Annotated in this window: 14 protein-coding genes and 2 pseudogenes; 3 read left to right on the forward strand and 13 right to left on the reverse strand. The window is 62.4% G+C overall.

The window, feature by feature from the left end:
- Positions 1 to 53: 53 nt before the first annotated feature.
- The 5 genes and pseudogenes from CDA56_RS07810 to CDA56_RS07830 form a co-directional block, all read right to left on the reverse strand.
- A complete protein-coding gene (locus tag CDA56_RS07810; RefSeq protein WP_102804043.1) occupies positions 54 to 953 on the reverse strand; it encodes a MurR/RpiR family transcriptional regulator in 900 nt (299 codons plus the stop codon).
- Positions 950 to 1,923, reverse strand: a pseudogene (locus tag CDA56_RS07815) (iron-siderophore ABC transporter substrate-binding protein); the annotation flags it as partial. The gene CDA56_RS07810 and the pseudogene CDA56_RS07815, both read right to left, overlap by 4 nt.
- Positions 1,914 to 2,966, reverse strand: a complete 1,053-nt coding sequence (locus CDA56_RS07820; protein ID WP_057174156.1) for a FecCD family ABC transporter permease — start codon at positions 2,964 to 2,966, stop codon at positions 1,914 to 1,916. The pseudogene CDA56_RS07815 and the gene CDA56_RS07820, both read right to left, overlap by 10 nt.
- Positions 2,963 to 3,988, reverse strand: coding sequence for a FecCD family ABC transporter permease (locus CDA56_RS07825; protein ID WP_102804044.1), 1,026 nt, complete (start codon positions 3,986 to 3,988; stop codon positions 2,963 to 2,965). Before CDA56_RS07825 ends, CDA56_RS07820 begins: the two co-directional genes overlap by 4 nt.
- Positions 3,985 to 4,806, reverse strand: a complete 822-nt coding sequence (locus CDA56_RS07830) for an ABC transporter ATP-binding protein (RefSeq protein ID WP_014229681.1) — start codon at positions 4,804 to 4,806, stop codon at positions 3,985 to 3,987. Before CDA56_RS07830 ends, CDA56_RS07825 begins: the two co-directional genes overlap by 4 nt.
- A 506-nt stretch (positions 4,807 to 5,312) precedes the next feature.
- Here CDA56_RS07830 and CDA56_RS07835 point away from each other — a divergent pair.
- Positions 5,313 to 7,385: a TonB-dependent siderophore receptor gene (locus CDA56_RS07835; RefSeq protein ID WP_102804048.1), complete on the forward strand. Its 2,073-nt coding sequence runs from the start codon at positions 5,313 to 5,315 to the stop codon at positions 7,383 to 7,385.
- 144 nt (positions 7,386 to 7,529) lie between these two features.
- On the opposite strand, the gene CDA56_RS07840 is transcribed toward CDA56_RS07835, so the two are convergent.
- The 7 genes and pseudogenes from CDA56_RS07840 to CDA56_RS07870 form a co-directional block, all read right to left on the reverse strand.
- Positions 7,530 to 8,318, reverse strand: a complete 789-nt coding sequence (locus CDA56_RS07840) for an ABC transporter ATP-binding protein (RefSeq protein ID WP_014838728.1) — start codon at positions 8,316 to 8,318, stop codon at positions 7,530 to 7,532.
- Entirely contained in the window at positions 8,312 to 9,307 is a 996-nt protein-coding gene (locus tag CDA56_RS07845) for an ABC transporter permease (RefSeq protein WP_014229684.1), read from the reverse strand. Before CDA56_RS07845 ends, CDA56_RS07840 begins: the two co-directional genes overlap by 7 nt.
- Entirely contained in the window at positions 9,288 to 10,316 is a 1,029-nt protein-coding gene (locus CDA56_RS07850) for an ABC transporter substrate-binding protein (protein WP_086544272.1), read from the reverse strand. The genes CDA56_RS07845 and CDA56_RS07850 overlap by 20 nt, the downstream gene beginning before the upstream one ends.
- Complete coding sequence (locus CDA56_RS07855) at positions 10,313 to 11,287, reverse strand: ABC transporter substrate-binding protein (protein ID WP_103815474.1); 975 nt, start codon at positions 11,285 to 11,287, stop codon at positions 10,313 to 10,315. Before CDA56_RS07855 ends, CDA56_RS07850 begins: the two co-directional genes overlap by 4 nt.
- Before the next feature lie 11 nt (positions 11,288 to 11,298).
- Positions 11,299 to 12,387, reverse strand: coding sequence for an acyl-CoA dehydrogenase family protein (locus CDA56_RS07860; protein ID WP_102804046.1), 1,089 nt, complete (start codon positions 12,385 to 12,387; stop codon positions 11,299 to 11,301).
- Positions 12,388 to 12,421: 34 nt separating this feature from the next.
- Positions 12,422 to 13,526, reverse strand: a pseudogene (locus tag CDA56_RS07865) (LLM class flavin-dependent oxidoreductase).
- A gap of 145 nt (positions 13,527 to 13,671) precedes the next feature.
- Positions 13,672 to 14,565, reverse strand: coding sequence for a LysR family transcriptional regulator (locus CDA56_RS07870; protein WP_064392712.1), 894 nt, complete (start codon positions 14,563 to 14,565; stop codon positions 13,672 to 13,674).
- Between the two features lie 313 nt (positions 14,566 to 14,878).
- Here CDA56_RS07870 and CDA56_RS07880 point away from each other — a divergent pair, with 313 nt between their 5' ends.
- A complete protein-coding gene (locus CDA56_RS07880) occupies positions 14,879 to 15,475 on the forward strand; it encodes a cysteine dioxygenase family protein (RefSeq protein ID WP_102804047.1) in 597 nt (198 codons plus the stop codon).
- Position 15,476: 1 nt separating this feature from the next.
- The gene (locus CDA56_RS07885; protein ID WP_064378106.1) at positions 15,477 to 17,057 is read left to right on the forward strand and encodes a rhodanese homology domain-containing protein; all 1,581 of its coding nucleotides are present in this window, start codon (positions 15,477 to 15,479) and stop codon (positions 17,055 to 17,057) included.
- 1,083 nt (positions 17,058 to 18,140) lie between these two features.
- Here the strand turns inward: CDA56_RS07885 and CDA56_RS07890 are convergent.
- Positions 18,141 to 19,121, reverse strand: a complete 981-nt coding sequence (locus CDA56_RS07890; RefSeq protein ID WP_032747738.1) for an IS110 family RNA-guided transposase — start codon at positions 19,119 to 19,121, stop codon at positions 18,141 to 18,143.
- Between the last annotated feature and the right edge of the window lie 50 nt (positions 19,122 to 19,171).

The following is a 19,171-nucleotide window of genomic DNA, read 5'->3' on the forward strand; positions in this document are numbered from 1 at the left end:
CTGTCAGCATGGCATGCAACCGGAAACCTTCCCGACGGTAAATTATCTGCCGTTTAGCTTCGTTTACCGCCGGATTTCCCGATGGCCCGATGCAATTCATTGATCCGCTTCATCGATTTCACCGTTTTTTGCGGCGCGGTGGAGGCGACCGACAGCACGATCATCTCCAGGCAAACCAGCACCGTCCCATGCAGCGGCACCCGCCCATTATCGCCGCCGCGCGGCACCTCAATGACCACCTGCGCCTCCTGGCTAAAGCGGGAGTCCAGCGCCTGGGTGAGTAAAATCGTCGGGATCCCCAGACGGCGGGCCTCGCGCAGGGTCGTCATCCCCTCCCGGTGCGGCGACTTCTGCCCCATCATAATCAGCACGTCGCCGCGCTGCAGGCCGATCAGCTGCTCGGCGAGGCTAAACCCGGTGCGGTTCATTACGTACGAAGGCAGGCCGATGCGGCTCAGCAGCCTGGCGGTATACTCCGCCAGAATGCCCGAGGCGCCGATCCCAAAAATCCCCACCTGGCGCGCGTCGGTCAGCAGCGCCACCGCCTGGGCCACCGCGGCGCGGTTGTCGGGGCGCGCAAGCACTTCGCAGGCCCGCTGATGCCCTTCCAGCACGAAATCGATGCTCGAATTGACGTCGCTGGATAAGGCGCTCACCGTGGAGATCATTTTTTCCGACGAGGTCGCCGACGGGCCGAACCAGCGCTCCATGGTCTGCTTCAGCTCCCGCAGTCCGGCGAAGCCGAGCGCCTGGATGGCGCGCACCACCGTGGCGTCCGAGGTATTGGTCGCGGCGGCGAGTTCCATGGCCGTGCGCTCCAGCACCGCTTCCCGGTTTTCGTTGATATAGCTCACCACCGCCAGCAGACGCGGCGACAGCTGATGCGCACGGGCGCGAAAACGTTCGCCGAACAGGTCAACCCGCCCCTTCTCTCTTTTTACCACCGTTTTCATTTCAGCCCCTCGGGCAAAGGACGACCGGCAATGTGCGACTGTACCTGGGCGACCATCAGCGACAGCGCGGCGTAGGAGTTAGAGATAACCTCCTCGCGCGGCAGCAGAATGTAGCGCCCGGTGCGGCAGGCGCGCATAAAGTCGCACCAGCCGGGCATCACGCCCTCCATCGCCTGCAGCTCATCCTGCGGCCTGCCGCCGGTATCGGAACGCCAGGTGGCAAATACGAAATCGGCATCCAGCGCCGGCAGCTGCTCGGCGCTGACGTCAATACGCTGGCCATCGGGGATGTTGTCAATCAGCGGCGGGAAGCGGAATCCGGCATCGCGCAGCACGCGTCCCAGCGCATGATAGGCGTGATGCACGGTAACCTTGCCGTTGTTGGCCTGAATCACCGAGACTACGATGTTTTGCGTATCCACCATCGCCTTTAGCTGGGCTATCTGCGCCTGATAGCGGCGTTCGAGGATTAAGAGCCGCGGCTGGGTACCGGTGAGCTGCGCCAGCTTGCGGTAGATGCGCGGCGCGCTGCCCTGCAGGTGGTCGATGCTGACCGTTGGCGCAATCTTCTCCAGCTGCTCCACCGAAACGTGACGGCTGGGCTCGGTAATAATCAGGTCCGGTTTCGCGGCGGCCACCGCTTCGAGATCGATATCCGCCGTGCCGATAAACCGAATCGCGCTGTTATCGAAATCAACGCCGGTCAGCTGTGCGCTGGCGCGTAAAAAGTGGCTGCCGTCCGGACGCGTCCTCCCGTGGCTGGCCACCGGCGGGACGCCAAGCTCGATCAGCGGGATGGTGATATCCAGATCGTGCAGCGACACAATGCGCTGCGGGTGCAGCGGAACGGTCACCGTACGACCCAAATCATCGGTAAAGGTTTGCGTATCGGCGGCCGAGGCGACGCCCGCCAACAGCACCAGCAGAGAAACGAACCAACGCATAGCGATCCTTTTTGATTTACAGGGCGTCACGGCGACGCCAGAGCAGAACGATAAAAAACGGACAGCCGACCAGCGCAATCACGATCCCTGCAGGGATCTGCAGCGGCGCGAAAGCCAGTCGGCCAATTGTATCGGTGGCTAACACCAGCAGCGCGCCAACCAACGCGCTGCCGCAGAGCAGCGCCACCTGGCCGCCGCGCAGCAGAAACCGCGCCATATGCGGCGCCATCAGGCCAACGAAGCCGAGGCTTCCGACGCAGGAAACGCTGGCGGAGGTCAGCAGCACCGGCGCGAAAAAGCGCAGCAGGGTTAGCTGCTGCAGGCGTACGCCGAGACCAATGGCAGTGCGGTCGCCGAGCAGCGCCGCATCGGCGGCCCTGGCGGTCAAAAAAAGGATCAGCGCCCCGGGCAGCGCCCAGCAGAAGGCGACGGCCAACAGCGGCCAGGTCGCCGCGTGCAGGCTGCCCGCCAGCCAGATCATCGCCGTTTGAACATCGCGCACGTCGGCGGTGGTCATAAAAATGCCCACCGCCGCCGCCAGCGTCCACGACACGCCGATGCCGATGAGAATAAAGCGCGGGCGCGAACAGTCGCGGGCCAGCGCCAGAACCAGCAGCGCCACCAGCACGCCGCCGAGCATTCCCGCCAGCGGCCGCCAGACCAGGCCCACCGCCGGGAAGAACAGCACCAGCGCCAGAACGACAATACTGGCCCCCTCCTTCACCCCGATAAGCCCGGGATCCGCCAGACCGTTGCGGGTAATGCTCTGCATCGCCGCGCCGGCCAGACCGAGCATCGCCCCGCACAGCAGCGCCATAAACAGCCGCGGCAGGCGGATATCAAAGAGGATAAATCGCTGCTGTTCGTCCACGATGTCCGCCCCCAGCAGCGCACGGAACAGGGTACCGGAGGGCATCGGGAAGCTGCCGCGGGTCAGGCCAAACAGCGCCAGCAGCAGGATGACGAGCAGCGCGACAGCGGCGATTTTTACCGCCGCAGGGCGCAGCAGAATGTGCCAGCGGCCGCAGGTCAGCGGCCGAAAGCCGGCGCGACGGACGGCGCTTTTCATTTAAAAAACCTCGCGGCGATAAAAATAAATACCGGCGCCCCCACCAGCGCGGTCATCGCGCCGGTTGCCAGCTCCTGGGGCGCAACCAGGGTACGAGCGGCGATATCCGCCAGCAGTAGCACCAGAGCGCCAACCGGAGCGGCCAGCGGCAGCGCCAGGCGAATATCTTCGCTAATCAGCCGGCGCACCGCGTGGGGGACCACCAGCCCGACAAAGCCGATCGGCCCGGCCACCGCCACCGCCGAGCCGCACAATAGCGCAATGGCGGTCAGCCCCAGCAGGCGGGTCTGAACAATCTTTACCCCCAGCCCCAGCGCGACCTTATCGCCCAGCGCCAGCACGTTAAGACGCGGCGCGATGACCAGCGCGATCGTCACTCCCGTCAGCGCCGGGAGCAGCGCAGCGCGCAGCGTTTGCCAGTTCAGCCCGGCAAGATCGCCCGCCAGCCAGGTGCGCATCGCCAGCAACGTTTGTTCATCGAGGATCAGAATCGCCGCGGTGACAGCCGAGGCAAAGGCCGACAGCGCCACCCCGCACAGGGTAATGCGCAGCGGCGTAACGCCGCCCCGCCCGGACGACGACAGCAGCATCACGCCGCCAAACAGCAGCGCCGCGCCGCAGGCGGCGGTGAGCGGTCTGGCTAACGCCACGCCGCCGAGGCTGATTCCCAGCGCCGATGTCGCCACTACCGCCAGCGAAGCGCCGGCGTTAAGGCCGAGAATATGCGGCTCGCCCAGCGGGTTGCGGATCACGGTTTGCAGCAGCAGCCCCGCCACGCCGAGCGCCGCGCCGGTGAGCAGCGCCGCCGCGAGACGTACCAGGCGTAAATCGACAATAATTCGGTGGTCAAAATTGCGCGGATCGTAATGGAGCAGCGCCTGCAGCACCGTTTGCGGCGCAATCCAGCGCGCGCCAAGTCCGAGATGCACCAGCGAGCCGCCCAGCAGCAGCAGGCTCAGCAGTACCAGCGCCAGCCGGGGGCGGGATTGTCGGCGCGGCAGCAGCAGCGCGGAGGCGCTCATAACGCTTTCTCCTCACGGGCGCGGAACGGCATAAAAAAGGGCTTACCGGTCTGCGGGTTGAGCGACATCTGCACGTCCACGTCAAAAACGGTTTTGATCAGCTCCGGCGTGCAGATTTCCTGTTCATTAATCACCCCGGCGATCGCGCCTTTTTTAAGAAACACCAGCAGGTCGGCGTAGTTCACCGCGAAGTTCAGGTCGTGCAGGACGGTGACCACCGTGCGGCCGTGATCGCGGGTTAAGGTTTGCAGCAGTTCAAGGATGTCGACCTGATAGCGCAGATCGAGCCAGGTGGTGGGCTCATCCAGCAGAATCGTCGCCGTTTGCTGGGCGAGAGCCATCGCGATCCAGCAGCGCTGGCGCTGGCCGCCGGAGAGGCTATCAACCGCCAGGTGGGCAAACTCTGCGGTACCGGTGAGCCGCAGCGCCTCTTCTACCGCCCGTTCATCGGCCTCGGACCATTGTCGCATCAGCCCCTGCCAGGGGTAACGCCCGCGCGAAACCAGTTCAAAAACCGTCAGCCCTTCCGGGGTCAGCGGCGATTGCGGCAGAATGCCCAGCCGACGGGAAACCTCCCGGGTCGGCATCTGGTGAATCACCTCGCCGTCCAGGCGTACGCAGCCCCCCAGCGGCTTGAGCATCCGGGCGATAGTCGACAGCAGCGTCGATTTCCCCGAGCCGTTGGCGCCGGCCAGTACCGTCATTTTCCCGTGGGGGATGGTCAGATGAATATTGTCGACAATTAGCGTCTGGCCATATCCGGCCGACAGGGAATCAAGGACGATCCCCTGCTCTGCAGGCAACACCCGCTGTGGCATAACTCGCTCCCGCGCCGCAACGGCGTGGCGCCAGGCCCGCTCGTTCCGCACTCAAACAAAAATAAATCTCATTCTCTTTTGATCATGCGGTGGATGAATGTAGTAGTCAATACCCTATGACGGCGCCAGCCGCGCGGGTTTACTACCAAAACCCTCACAACATAAAAAGACTTTAATCATCAATTAAAACAATAAGATATTACTTTTTCGCCCAGCCCCTCCCTCGCTAATTGATTGATTATTTGTTTCGTCAGTTTTTTATCTTACATAACGTTTACTACTACATGCCTTCATGATTGAATGATTCTCAATTACATATCTGGCGCGCGTTGCGGCGTAAAAAACAGCCAGGTTTATTTTTCAGGGCAATGATTTTATTGGCTTTACCTCTCCGCAAAGGCGAGGTTCGTTCACGAGACACAAAAATGATTCCACTCAATGTCCCTTATTCGGCATTAAAAGGGCGTGCGCTTTTTTCACTGATTTTTTTCACCTCACCGGGATTATTGGCAGCGGTTAATAGCGCCGATAAAACAAAGAAAACCGCTGACGAGACCATAACTGTCGTGGCCGACGGCACTCGGCAACGCGCCACCCAGGGATATCAGCCGGTCAATACCTCGACCGCCACGCTGACTACTATGCCGATGCTGGATATTCCGCAGGTGGTCAATACCGTCAGCGAGCAGGTGCTCGAGGATCAGCATGCGACGAACCTCGACGAAGCGCTGTATAACGTCGCCAACGTGGTACAAACCAATACCCTCGGCGGGACCCAGGATGCCTTCACCCGCCGCGGCTTCGGCGCTAACCGCGATGGTTCAATCATGACCAACGGCCTGCGCACCGTGCTGCCGCGCAGCTTCACCGCCGCCACCGAACGCGTCGAAGTGCTCAAAGGCCCGGCCTCAACGCTGTACGGTATTCTCGACCCCGGCGGATTAATCAACGTGGTGACCAAACGCCCGGAGCGCAGCTTCGGCGGCTCCGTCTCCGCCACCTCCACCAGCTTTGGCGGCGGTACCGGCCAGTTTGACGTCACCGGCCCCATCGACGGGACGCCGCTGGCGTATCGGGTAATTGGCGAATATCAGCATGAAGATTACTGGCGTAATTTCGGCAAAGAGAAGAGCAGCTTTATTAACCCCTCCCTGACCTGGTTCGGCGAGCGGGCGACGGTGAACGTCTCATATTCGCACCGTGACTACAGTGCCCCATTCGATCGCGGCACCATCTTCGATCTGAATACCGGCCATGCGGTGAACGTCGATCGCAAAACGCGTTTTGATGAACCGTTTAATATTACCGACGGTTATTCCGATCTCGCGCAGCTGAATGCCGAATACCGTCTCAGCGACGCCTGGACCGCCCGCTTCGACTACAGCTACAGCCAGGATCATTACAACGACGATCAGGCCCGGGTAATGGCCTACGACTCGGCGACCGGCAACCTGACCCGCCGCGTCGATGCCACCCACGGTTCCACCCAGAAAATGCACACTACGCGGGCGGATTTACAGGGCAACGTGGTCATTGGCGGTTTCTACAACGAGATCCTCACCGGCCTGGCCTATGAGAATTACGATCTGCTGCGCACCGATATGATCCGCTGTAAGAACGTCAAGGGTTTCAATATCTATAATCCGGTCTACGGCACTGTTGGCAAATGCTCCAGCGTTTCGGCATCCGACAGCGACCAGCGTATTCAGCAGGAGAGCTACGCGGGCTACCTCCAGGACGCGCTCTATCTTACCGATAAGTGGATTGCCGTCGCCGGGGTGCGCTATCAGTATTACACCCAGTACGCCGGCAAGGGCCGCCCGTTTAACGTCAATACCGACAGCAGCGACCAGAAATGGACGCCGAAAGCGGGCCTGGTGTATAAGCTGACGCCGTCCGTCTCGCTGTTCGGTAACGTGGCGCAGTCGTTTATGCCGCAGTCCTCTATCGCCAGCTATATTGGCAATCTGCCGCCGGAAGAGTCGACGTCTTACGAGCTGGGCGCGAAGTTCGATCTGTTCAACGGCGTCACCGCCAATATCGCGCTGTTTGATATTGATAAGCGCAACGTCCTCTACACGGAATCCGTGGGCGATGAGACGGTGGCAAAAACCGCCGGTAAAGTGCGCTCCCGCGGCGTCGAAGTGGACGTGGCCGGGTCGCTGACCGATAACCTGAGCGTTATCGCCAGCTACGGCTATACCGATGCGAAGGTCACCGACGATCCGGATTACAAAGGCAAACCGCTGCCGAACGTGCCGAAACACACCGGTTCGCTGTTCCTGAGCTACGACATTCACAATGTCTACGACAGCAATACGCTGACGGTGGGGGGCGGCGGTCGCGCGGTGAGCAAACGTTCCGGCACCAACGGCGCGGATTATTATCTGCAGGGCTATGCGGTGGCGGATGTATTTGCGGCCTATAAGATGAAGCTGCAATATCCGGTGACCCTGCAGGTTAACGTGAAGAACCTGTTCGATAAGACCTATTACACCTCCTCCATCGGCACCAATAACCTCGGCAACCAGATCGGCGATCCGCGGGAAGTACAGTTTACGGTGAAGATGGATTTTTAAGCCTCATCCCTGTCCCGGATCGCGGCGCGCGGCGCCTTATCCGGGCTAGCACACTGTAGCCCGGGCAAGGAGCGGCCCTACCGCCCCGCCCCGGGAATCCCCGCCGAACGGTCAGAATCAGCACGCCCCGGATAACGCCTTGCCTTACCAGTCCTCCCCCTGGCCAAGAATGCGCAAAATATCCTGCCGATGCTGCAGCAGCAGCGGATTGTCGCGATGGCGGGGATACGTCAGCGGAAGCGCAAACTCGGCGATAATCCGCCCCGGTCGCGGCGACATGATTAACACCCGATCGCACAGCAGCAGCGCCTCTTCGATATCGTGGGTAACCAGCAGGCTGGTATAGCCCTGCTGCTGCCACAGGGCGATCAGCTCCCGCTGCATGCTGATGCGGGTAAGGGAATCCAGCTTGCCCAGCGGCTCGTCGAGCAGCAGCAGACGCGGCTCATTCAGCAGCGCCCGGGCCAGCGCCGCACGCTGCGCCATCCCGCCGGAAAGCTGGCGCGGCCACGCTTCGCTAAACGCCTGCAGCCCCATTCGCGAAATCAGCGCATCGGCCTTTGGCTCAAGCCCCTTTTTCCCCTGCGCCTGCGGTCCCAGCAGCACGTTTTGCCGCACCGTCAGCCACGGATAAAGGGTCGGATCCTGAAACACCAGTATCCTTTCGGGCCCCGGTCCGCCCATCGCCGCCTCATCAATCTGAATTTGCCCGGCCTGCTGCGGCTCCAGTCCCGCCAGCAGCCGCAGCAAAGTGGATTTACCGCAGCCCGAAGGACCGAGCAGCGCGACGCTCTCTCCGGGCCGCAGCTGCAGGCTGATATTCTCCAGCACCGGCACCGTCTGTTTGCCAAGGCTAAAAGCGTGATGCAGATGACTTATCGACACCGCCGCGCCGGTCGATGCCGCCTGAGAAGTGGCGTTCGCAGTTACCATTGCATCCCTCCCCGCTGCCAGCTCAGCAGCCGGTCGCGGACCATAAACAGCCCGCTAATCAGGCCGGAGCAGAGCAGCGCCATCACCAGCAGCGCCGCGTACATATTGGGATAGGCCGCCCAGCCCTGCGCCCACTGGAGATAAAAACCGATACCGGATTTCACGCCGACCATTTCGGCGACGATCAGCACCGAAAACGATGCGCCAAGCCCCATAAACAGGCCGACAAAAACGTTCGGCAACGCGGCGGGGATCGCCACGCGCAGGATCAGGAAACGCTGGCTGGCGCCCAGGGTTCGCGCCACGTCATACCACGCCTTATCGATGCCGATAACCCCGGACCAGGTCAGCACGGTCACCGGGAACCAGGTGCTGAGCGCGATCAGAAACACGCTGGCGCCGAAGCTGGAGGGGAAGATAAACAGGCACAGCGGCAGCAGCGCGGTGGACGGCACCGGCCCCAGCAGACGCAACACCGGATGCACCCAGTAGCCGATCCGCTGGGACCAGCCGATCGCCAGCCCGCTGATAAAACCGCAGCTGGTTCCCAGCAGCACCCCGAGCCCGAGCAGCCCCAGCGAATGCAGAAGGCTATCAAGCAGGCGCGGCCAGTCATCGTGCAGCACCTCAATCAGCGCCTGCGGCGGCGCGAAAAACGGCACCGGCAAAAACGCCGTCTTGGCCGTCAGTCCCTCCCACAGCGCAAAAAGCAGCGGCAGCAGCGCCAGCCACTTTCCGGCATGCTGCAGGCGAGTCCCCCGCTGCCGCCAGTAGCGGTAGCTCAGCGCCAGCAGCAACAGTCCGCCGCCAAGGGTGAACTGCGCCAGCGCCCACCCTTCGCTAAACGGCCAGCGCCGCCCGGCATCGGGCCAGGCCAGGGTAAACAGGCCGCCCAGCAGCCATAGCGCGGCGGCAAGCCAGCCTTCCTTCCACAGCGGCCTACCGCTTGCCGGGCGCGTCAGCACCCGTTCAGGCGAAAACGTTGACATAAATGCTCTCCGCAAACTGATGGGGATCGGTTCCCGGTTTAATGACCTGCACCCGCTGAAGATCCACGGCGTACTGGGTCAGCTCTTTGACAAACGCCTCGCCCACCGCATGATGGCCGTGCCCCTGGCCGTGGAGAATTCCGCTGACCTCCGCCTCATTGGTATTCAGCGCATGGGCGAGGAAGGATTGCGCCACGCTCTCCGGATGCGCGGCGGCATAGCTGTGCGCCTCAAGAATCGCCTGGGTGAGCGCGGCGGCGGCCGGTTTATGATCGCGCGCCAGGCTACCGCTGACCCCCAGTACGCAGCAGCTCAGGTTAGCGTAATCGCCGGTCATATTGCTGGCGATAAGCTGATATTTACCGGTGTCCAGCAGACGATAGCTGAAGGGTTCGCTGCCGCTGATGGCGGCAATTTCGCGTTTATCCAGCGCCACGCTGAGTAAATCTGCCGGATAGACTTTCCACTGCACATCGCTTATCGGATCGATGCCGTGGCGCTTAAGCAAGATGGCGAAGAAGTTTTTATCCGGCCCGGCCATATCGGTGACGCCGATGGTTTGCCCCTTCAGGCTCTCCAGGCCGCCGAACGGCGAGTTTTTCGCCGTCAGCAGGTTCAGGCAGCCGCCGTGGGTTCCGGCGGTGAGCTTCACGTCGAAGCCCTGCTCCAGCGCCTTCAGCCAGCGCAGCGCCATCCCGACGCCGGCGTCGGCCTTGCCGGTGGCAATCGCCTCCAGCAGCACGTCCGTCGAATTGCCGAAGTTAACGAACTCCACGTCGAGATTGTATTTACTGAAGATCTTCTGCTGCTCCGCGACGGCAACCGGCGCCAGGCACACCGCGCTTTTGTTAATCGCCAGCTTGATTTTGTACGGCTGCGCCAGGCGCAGGGCCGGGTGTTCCTCACCGCTCGCCATGGCCGCCATATCGTGAGCCCAAAGCGGCAGAGAGGCCCCGGCCAGCGCAAGGCTGCCGGTCAAGCGTAAGAAACGACGGCGAGATGTCATCATGGCGACACCTCCGCATGGGCCTGCACGGCAGGCACGCTAAAGCCGTTATCAAACGTCGGCGTCACGTCCAGCTTTGCGCGGATCAGCCCGTTGGTGAGGTAAAAGTCCGCCGTCGACTGCTGCTGAGCGACCGTCTTCGCGTCCAGACGCAGCCACTGCGACTGGCGATTGGCAAACTGCGCGCGGGCGATATCCCCCGGGAAACGAATAATTTCCCCCAGCGTTTTACCGTAGCTATCGAGATTGGCGTAGGCCCAGCGCTCGGCGCCGGCCAGGCGATTTAGGTAATCCTGCAGCGCCGCGCGCTTCTGCGGATCCTTAAGGGCATCATCGGTTGCCGCCAGGAAAGTGTTACCCGGCAGCAGCCCTTTGCCGCTGACCAGAATCTGCCCCTCGGCGGTCTTCACCAGCTGCGTGGTATAGGGCTCCCAGGTCGCCCAGGCGTCCACCGAACCGTTGAGCAGCGCCACTTTGGCGTCCACCGGCCCGAGAAACACCCACTGCACCTCTTTCGGCGAAATTCCCGCCTGCTCCAGCGCTTTCAGCGCCACAAAGTGGCCAATCGACCCTTTACCGGTAGCGATGCGTTTGCCTTTTAAATCCGCGGCGCTTTTCAACGCGCTGCCGGGCGAGACCAGCACCGCGGTGCCGGCCGGGTTGCTTTTATCGACGGCGATGGCTTTAACCGGCGCGCCGTTAGCCAGCGCGAACAGCAGCGGCGCATCGCCGATAATTCCCGCATCCACCGCCCCGGCGTTAAGCGCTTCCGCCAGCGGCGCGGCGGCCGGAAACTCGGCCCATTTAATCTCGTAAGGGAGATCCTGCAGGGCGTTGGCTGCCTCCAGCTGCGAACGCATGCCGCCTTTTTGATCGGCGATTCGCAGGGTGATTCGCTCCTGAGCCGCCGCATAGCCGCTCAGGGCCAGCAGCATAACCACCCCGGCTAAACCGGTAACATTAAGTCTGCGCATATGAATTATCCTTATTTTTGAAAAGCGTGTTTGCCGGCCGCCAGCCACGCGCTGTCGCTCTGCGGGGTATGTACCCGCCCGCACAGCACGTTGCGATAGTGGCGTTCCAGAGGATTTTGCCGACTCAGGCCATGGTTGCCGGTCAGCTCCAGCGCCAGGTTCACCGCCTGAATGGCGTTGTCGGTAATCGTGACTTTCGCGAGATTCGCCTCAATGGCGGAAAAGCCCAGCTGCGCGGCCTTTTCCAACAGACCGCGATTGACCAGTAGCCAGCCGTCAATCTGGCCGACTTTTTCCTGCACCCGCGGCAGGCTGGAAAGGGGTTGCCCAAGGCTGCCCGGAATACGCGTACCCAGCCACGTTACCAGCCAGTCGCGGGCCGCCCGCGCGATGCTGTCGTAAATCGCCGCCAGCAGCGCCGTATGGCGGTTGGCAAACAGACGAAACTGCTCCGCATCCGGCGCGGGAGGCGCATCGGCGGGCCACACGTCCACCGCGTGCTCTGCGGCCACCCGGACGTTGTTCAGCACCACTTCGTGGCTACCGGTTGCCCGCATTCCGGCGTGATCCCAGCTGTTCACCACGGTAATGCCCTCACTGTCGCGGGGCACCAGCCAGGTGCCGACCAGCGGCGGAGCGTCGTCGCTGCGGCCCCAGATGGCCAGCCAGCTCAGCCCCTCAATACCGGTGGTATAGATTTTATGGCCGTTAATCTGCCACCCTTCCGCGCGGCGGGTCGCCACGGTTTGCGGCAGGCCGCCGCGCGCCGGGGAGCCCAGTTCCGGCTCCACGCGCAGGCTGTTGATCAAGCCTCCCCGCTCGACGGCATCGTGAAAAACCCGCTGGCGCAGCGGCTCGGACCAGTTCTCGTTTTCCGCCAGCCGCAGATGGTGCAGGTACTGCATGCAGACGATCAGCGCCGTCGCCGGTTCGCCCCAGGCGATGGCCGCAATGGCCTGCTGAAGCTCGGCTAAGCCAGCACCTGCCCCGCCGTACTGCTGCGGCACGGCGAGGCTTAAAAAACCGCGCTGGCGCAGACGGTCGATATTGTCGCGGGGAAAGTTGCCGCTGGCGTCGAGACTGGCCGCCTGCTCCGCCATCAGTTGGCGAACCTCCCTCAACCGCCGCGCCCAGTCATCGCTTGTCTGACCGATCACGAGGCGCGCTCCGCCACGGCGCGCAGGGCGGCTTTTTCGCGGGCGATCGGCAGCAGCGCTTTACCGTACTCCTGAGCATCGTTGAGCGGATCGAACCCGCGGATCAGGAAGTTGCGCACGCCGAGGTCGTAGTAATCGAGCAGCGCGTCGGCGACCTGTTCCGGGGTGCCCACCAGCGCGGTGGAGTTGTGGCCGCCGCCTACCAGCTGCGCGATCCCGGTCCACAGGCGTTTATCCACCACCTTGCCCTGCGCCGCCGTCGCCCGCAGACGCTGCGCCCCGACGCTGTCGGGCTTGGCTTTGAAACCGCCTCCGCTCTGCGCCGCCCGCTCGGTGGCGACGTGCAGGATATGCTCGGCTTTCTCCCAGGCCTCGGCTTCGGTCGCGGCGATAATCGGCCGGAACGAGACGCTGAAGTCGATTTCGCGCTGATGTTTCGCCGCCTCGGCCCGCACGCGCTGGATGGTTTCCGCGGTTTGCGCCAGCGACTCTCCCCACAGGGCGAAGACGTTGGCGTGCTTGCCGGCCACGGCGATGGCCGCTTCCGACGAACCGCCGAAATAGAGAGGGATATGCGGTTTTTGCAGCGGGCGAATGGCCGACCACGCCTGTTCCGCCTGATAAAAGTCATTGGCGATATCCACCGGCTGTTCGGCGGTCCACACCTTGCGGACGGTCTCAAGGAAGGCATCGGTACGCGCATAGCGCTGGTCGTGATCGAGGTAATCACCGTCGCGGCGCTGCTCGGCGTCATTGCCGCCGCTGATGATATGCACCGCCAGACGGCCGCCCAGCAGGTGTTCAAGGGTAGCGAACTTACGCGCGGCGAGGGTCGGCGAGACAAAACCGGGACGATGAGCCAACAGGAAGCCGATCTTTTGCGTCGACAGGCCCGCCAGCGCGGTCACCAGGAATCCGTCGGGTTGATCGGACCAGTGGCCCACCAGCAGGCGGTCAAACCCGGCGGCCTCGTGGGTTTGCGCGAAACGCACGATGTAATCGCGGTCAAAAATCGGGCCGACCGGGGCGATGGTTTCCGACGACAGGCGGTGGCCGATCATGCCGAGAAATTGAATGCTCATGCAGAACTCCTTGTAGCAGGATAATGAGTGGGCCGCCGCGGCGGCGCGTTTTCATTACCCTATACACGGGGTCTTAATGAACAAAATGCATTTTTATCATATCTTAATATGCGAGATAAGCATTTATAAAAATTATATATACGTTTCAGCCAGATACGTTTAGCTGCTGAACGACTTTGCCGGCGAAAAAAGTCAGCGGCTGGCTCAGATTAGCCAGATTCTGCGCGTGAACCAGCCACAGATGCACCTCGGGCTGGAAATCCGCCAGCGTCAATACCGTCACCTCATCGCGCCACGGGCTGGCGGCCAGCGCGGCGCGCGGCACCAGGCCAAGCCCCAGCCCCTGCGCCACGAGGCTGATTTGCAGCTGGGCGCCCGCGGTCTCGACATTCAGCGCCAGACGCAGCCCCTGGGACTGCAGCTCGCGGATCAGCCCGGCCCGCAGGCCGCAGCCGTCGGGATTGAGCACCCAGCCTTTTTCCGCGCAGTCGCGCAGCGCCCCGGCGTGAAGACGCCCGCTTTTAGCCGCAATCACCACAATATCCAGCGGGCACAGCAGGCGCCCGCCGTAGCCCTCAGCAAAGCGTTGCTGTTCCGGCCCCATCGCCAGCACGCCGTCCAGCTCGACGCTTTCAAGGCGCTTTTGCAGCAGCCCGCTCCAGCCGCAGGTCACCTGCGGTCGCAGGGCGGGAAACTGCTGGCGCAGCGCGGTCAGCGCCGGCTGCAGGGCAATTTCCGCCACGCTCTGCGGGACCCCGAGACGCAGGATACCGTGCGGCTCGGCCTCGGGGTCGAGCAGGCCGTACAGCTTTTTGGTCTCCCGCTTGATGCTCAGGCACTGCTCGTAAACCCGGTGCCCGGCGGCGGTCAGGGTGAGCGGCCGGGTCTGACGCTCCAGCAGCGTTACGTTGAGGGTTTGCTCAAGACGCTGCAGACGACGGGTAATCGCCGATTGGGTAATACCGAGATATTCCGCGGCCTGGTTAAGCGAGGAGAACTGCACGGTGGCCAGCAGTGCGTCAATGTCGTCGATGCGCATAGCGTCCTTAAAGCCTGGCCCATCAGAGCTATTTTGCTTGCCATTTTGAACCTGGGCAGTGCTCAGACAAAACTCATAGAGTTTTGAACGCCTTCAGGGCGGCCCGAAGGGGGAGCGTAGCGAATAATCCTCACGTACTACGTGTACGCTCCGGTTCTTCCGCGCTGGCCGTGTTCAAACTGTCTACGCCAATGACGCTTGATGGGTAGGCTATCAATGTTATTTTTGCATATTAATATATGCGGAAATTGCATTTTAATTATATTAACGCCTTTGCTAGCGTAAAGACCAGTCCCGACAACAGGAAGCGACCATGACCGCACCGCGAGTGGAAAAATTACGCCAGTTTATTCAAGACCTTGATGCCCTGCATCGCGAATTTGCCGATGAACAGCTCCTGCTCGACGCCGTGGCCCTGCGCCTGGCCGCGCTGGTGAAAAAAGATGACTGGCTGCCGGAGGAGTACACCCTGCCGCATCCCCACCACTATCAGCAGTATCTGCTGCATGCCGATTCCGGGCAGCGTTTTTCCATTGTCAGCTTCGTCTGGGGGCCGGGGCAATCGACGCCGATTCACGATCATCGGGTGTGGGGCGCCATCGGCATGCTGCGGGGCGCGGAGGAGAATCAGCGCTACCGCCTGGACGAGCGCGGCCAGCCTGTGGTCAGCGGCCTTGCTGAACGCCTTTCCCCAGGCGAAGTGGAAAAAGTCTCTTCCCGCGACGGCGATATTCACCGGGTGAGCAATGCCCTCGCGGATAGCGTCTCGATCAGTATTCACGTTTACGGCGGCAATATCGGCGGCGTCAGGCGAGCGGTTTATACTCCGGAAGGCCTCGTCAAACCTTTTGTCTCCGGCTACTCCAACCGCCACTTACCCAATATCTGGGATCTCTCAAAGGATAATTAATATGCCCACCTGTTCTTATCGCCCGGCCGCCCAGTTGCGCCAGGCGCTGCTGGACGGCGCCGAGCTGGCGCTGATCGACGTTCGCGAAGAGGCCGACTTTGCCCGCAGCCATCCGCTGTTTGCCGCTAATCTGCCGCTCAGCAAGCTGGAGCTGGATATTTTTCGGCGCGTGCCGCGCCTGACGACGCCGATTACCGTCTATGACGGCGGCGAAGGTCTGGCGGAGCGGGCCGTCGAGCGCCTGCAGAGCTGGGGCTACGAAGATGTCGCCCTGCTGGAAGGCGGCCTGCCGGGGTGGCAGCGCAGCGGCGGAGAGCTGTTCCAGGATGTGAATTCGCCGAGCAAAGCGTTCGGCGAGCTGGTGGAGAGCGAGCGGCATACCCCCTCGCTGAGCGCCGGGGAAGTGCAGGCTCTGCTCGATGGTCAACAGGAGGTGGTTGTCGTCGACGCGCGCCGTTTCGATGAGTATCACACCATGAATATTCCCGGCAGCATCAGCGTGCCCGGCGGGGAGCTGGCGCTGCGCATTGAGGGCCTGATTCCGTCATCGCAGGCGACGGTGATCGTCAACTGCGCGGGGCGCACGCGCAGTATTATCGGCACGCAGTCGCTGCGCAATGCCGGTTTGCCCAATCCGGTCTACGCGCTGCGCAACGGCACCATCGGCTGGACCTTAGCCGGGTTTGACCTTGAGCGCGGCCAGCAGCGGCGTTATGACGCCGATTTTCGCGCCCCAGCCGAACGCGCGGCGGCGGTGAGGCAGCTGGCGGAGCGCGCCGGCGTCGCCTTTATAGACAGCCCAACCCTTCAGCGCTGGCTGCGGCAGCCCGCCCGCACCACTTACCTGTTCGACGTCCGCAGCCCGGAGGAGTACGCCGCAGGTCATCTGCCGCTGAGCGTTAGCGCGCCCGGCGGGCAGCTGGTGCAGGAAACCGACCATTTCGCCAGCGTGCGCGGGGCGCGCATTGTGCTGATTGCCGATGACGAGATACGCGCGCCGATAACGGCGTCCTGGCTGGCGCAGATGGGGTGGGAAGTGGCGGTATTACGCGATGCGCGCGCGGAAGATTTTAGCGAGCGCGGTACCCCCGCAGGCCGCGTACCGCCGGGTCCGCAGGCGGAGGAGATTGCCCCGCAGCAGCTGGCGGCACAGCTGAGGGAGCCGGGAACCGTGGTGCTGGACTTTACCACCAGCGCCAACTACGTCGCCCGGCATATTCCCGGCGCTTACTGGCTGGTACGTTCACAGCTGCGCCAGGCGCTGGAGGTGCAGCCTTCCGCCGAGCGTTACGTTGTCACCTGCGGCAGCAGCCTGCTGGCCCGCTACGCGGTGCCTGAGGTTGCGGCGTTAACCGGTAAACCGGTGCAGCTGCTGAGCGGCGGCACGCTGGCGTGGATTGACGCCGGGCTGGAGCTGGAGCATGGCGAGACGCATCTGGCGACACCGCGCAGCGATCGCTATCAGCGCCCGTATGAAGGTACCGATAACTCACCCGCGGCAATGCAGGCCTACCTCGATTGGGAGTTCGGCCTGGTTGAACAGCTGAAGCGCGATGGCACGCACGGGTTTAAAGTATTGTGATGTCCCCCGCTCGCGCTGCGCTTAGCGGGGCTACGGGCTCACTGCCGTCTGCCATACCGTAGCCCGGACTGATGCGCAGCATCACCTCCGGGAAATTATGCCGCACTGCGCTCTGCTCCCGGGGGCGGCGCAAGCGCCTGCCCGGGCTACAGGTCCACCGCCGTCTGCCATACCGTCGCCCGGACAAATGCGCAGCATCGCCTCCGGGAAATTATGCCGCACTGCATTCTGCTCCCGGGGGCGGCGCAAAGCGCCTGCCCGGGCTACAGGTCCTGGGAGTTCGGCCTGGTTGAACAGCTGAAGCGGGATGGCACGCACGGGTTTAAAGTATTGTGATGTCCCCCCGCTCGCGCTGCGCTTAGCGGGGCTACGGGCTCACTGCCGTCTGCCATACCGTAGCCCGGACTGATGCGCAGCATCACCTCCGGGAAATTATGCCGCACTGCGCTCTGCTCCCGGGGGCGGCGCAAGCGCCTGCCCGGGCTACAGGTCCACCGCCGTCTGCCATACCGTCGCCCGGACAGATGCGCAGCATCGCCTCCGGGGAATTATGACGCACTGCGCTCTGCTCCCGGGGGCGGCGCAAGCGCCTGCCCGGGCTACAGGTCCTGGGAGTTCGGCCTGGTTGAACAGCTGAAGCGGGATGGCACGCACGGGTTTAAAGTATTGTGATGTCCCCCCGCTCGCGCTGCGCTTAGCGGGGCTACGGGCTCACCGCCGTCTGCGGTCCGGTAGCCCGGACAGATGCGCAGCATCGCCTCCGGGAAATTATGCCGCACTGCGCTTTGCTCCCGGGGGCGGCGCAAGCGCCTGCCCGGGCTACAGGTCCACCATCGTCTGCCATCCAGTAGCCCTGACAGATGCGCAGCATCACCTCCGGGAAATTATGCCGCACTGCGCTCTGCTCCCGGGGGCGGCGCAAAGCGCCTGCCCGGGCTACGGGCTCACTGCCGTCTGCCATACCGTAGATACTGTGAACGCCTGCAACCATTTTTAGTTGCCGATACTTTCTCCGGCTCCCGGATGACAGGCACACCAACGACAGCACTCTCTGGTGCTGTCGTTTTTTCTCAGGGAACGTTGTTACGCTATCAACAGCTCATGCTGTGACGCATCGAACGCCTTTCCTGACTTCAGTACTCCATAAGCCACCTGCGCCAGCTTTCGCATCATCGCCCCTATGATGACTTTTGCCCGCTTTCCGCTCTCTTCCAGCCTTTTCCTGAACGCTTTTCCCCACGCCGTATGGTACAGCGCCGATAACGCTGGCATGTATAACGCCTTGCGCAGTTGAACCGGCCCCGCTTTGCTCATCCGGCTCGCCCGCATCACGCTGCTGCCCGACTCATGCTGCACCGGCGTCAGTCCTGCATACGCCGCGAACTGCCGCGCTGTACCGAACTTCAGCCTCAGGCCCGTATACGCCAGCAGAACAGCCGCTGTTTTCTCCCCGATGCCCGGAATACTGTTCAGCAGCTTCCGCCGTCGTTTCATATCCGGGTCGTTATCCGTCAGGTCTTTTATCTGTTTTTCGATACGCGCCAGCTCCGCGCTCAGACATCCCAGCAGGATATCAATGCTGGCCAGCTGAACCTCCGGCGCGGTTTCTCGCCGGTTTTTCTCCTGCGTCTGCATCTCTGTCAGCGCCTGATGCCTTAACACCAGGGCTTTCAGTGCCCGCTCTGTCGGATGAGGGGCCTCCCAGGCTGACGGGCGTTTTTCCCGGCAGAAGTGAGCCAGCATACGGGCGTCCACTTTGTCAGTTTTACTGCGCAACCCCTCACTCTGTGCGAAAGCTTTACTGAGGGCGGGGTTGATGATGGACACGGTATACCCGGCATCACTCAGATGCGCGGCCGCGTCTTCCATGTAGGTGCTGGTGGACTCCATGCAGACATGGGCACGGTTCACGTCATGGCCGCGAAGCCAGCGGACCAGCGCTTCGTGTCCGGAGAGGGTATTGTCAAATTTTTTACAGCGATGCCGGCCATCAGGGCGAAGAATATCGACATCCAGTTTAGCTTTGGCGACATCAATACCGATGAAGTGGAGTTCATTTTCCATAGTGAAACCAACCTTGCAAATACGGGTTACCGGTGAAAGCCGGTCCATGA

Source organism: Klebsiella michiganensis, assembly GCF_002925905.1.
In the GTDB taxonomy this organism is placed as follows: Bacteria; Pseudomonadota; Gammaproteobacteria; order Enterobacterales; family Enterobacteriaceae; genus Klebsiella; species Klebsiella michiganensis.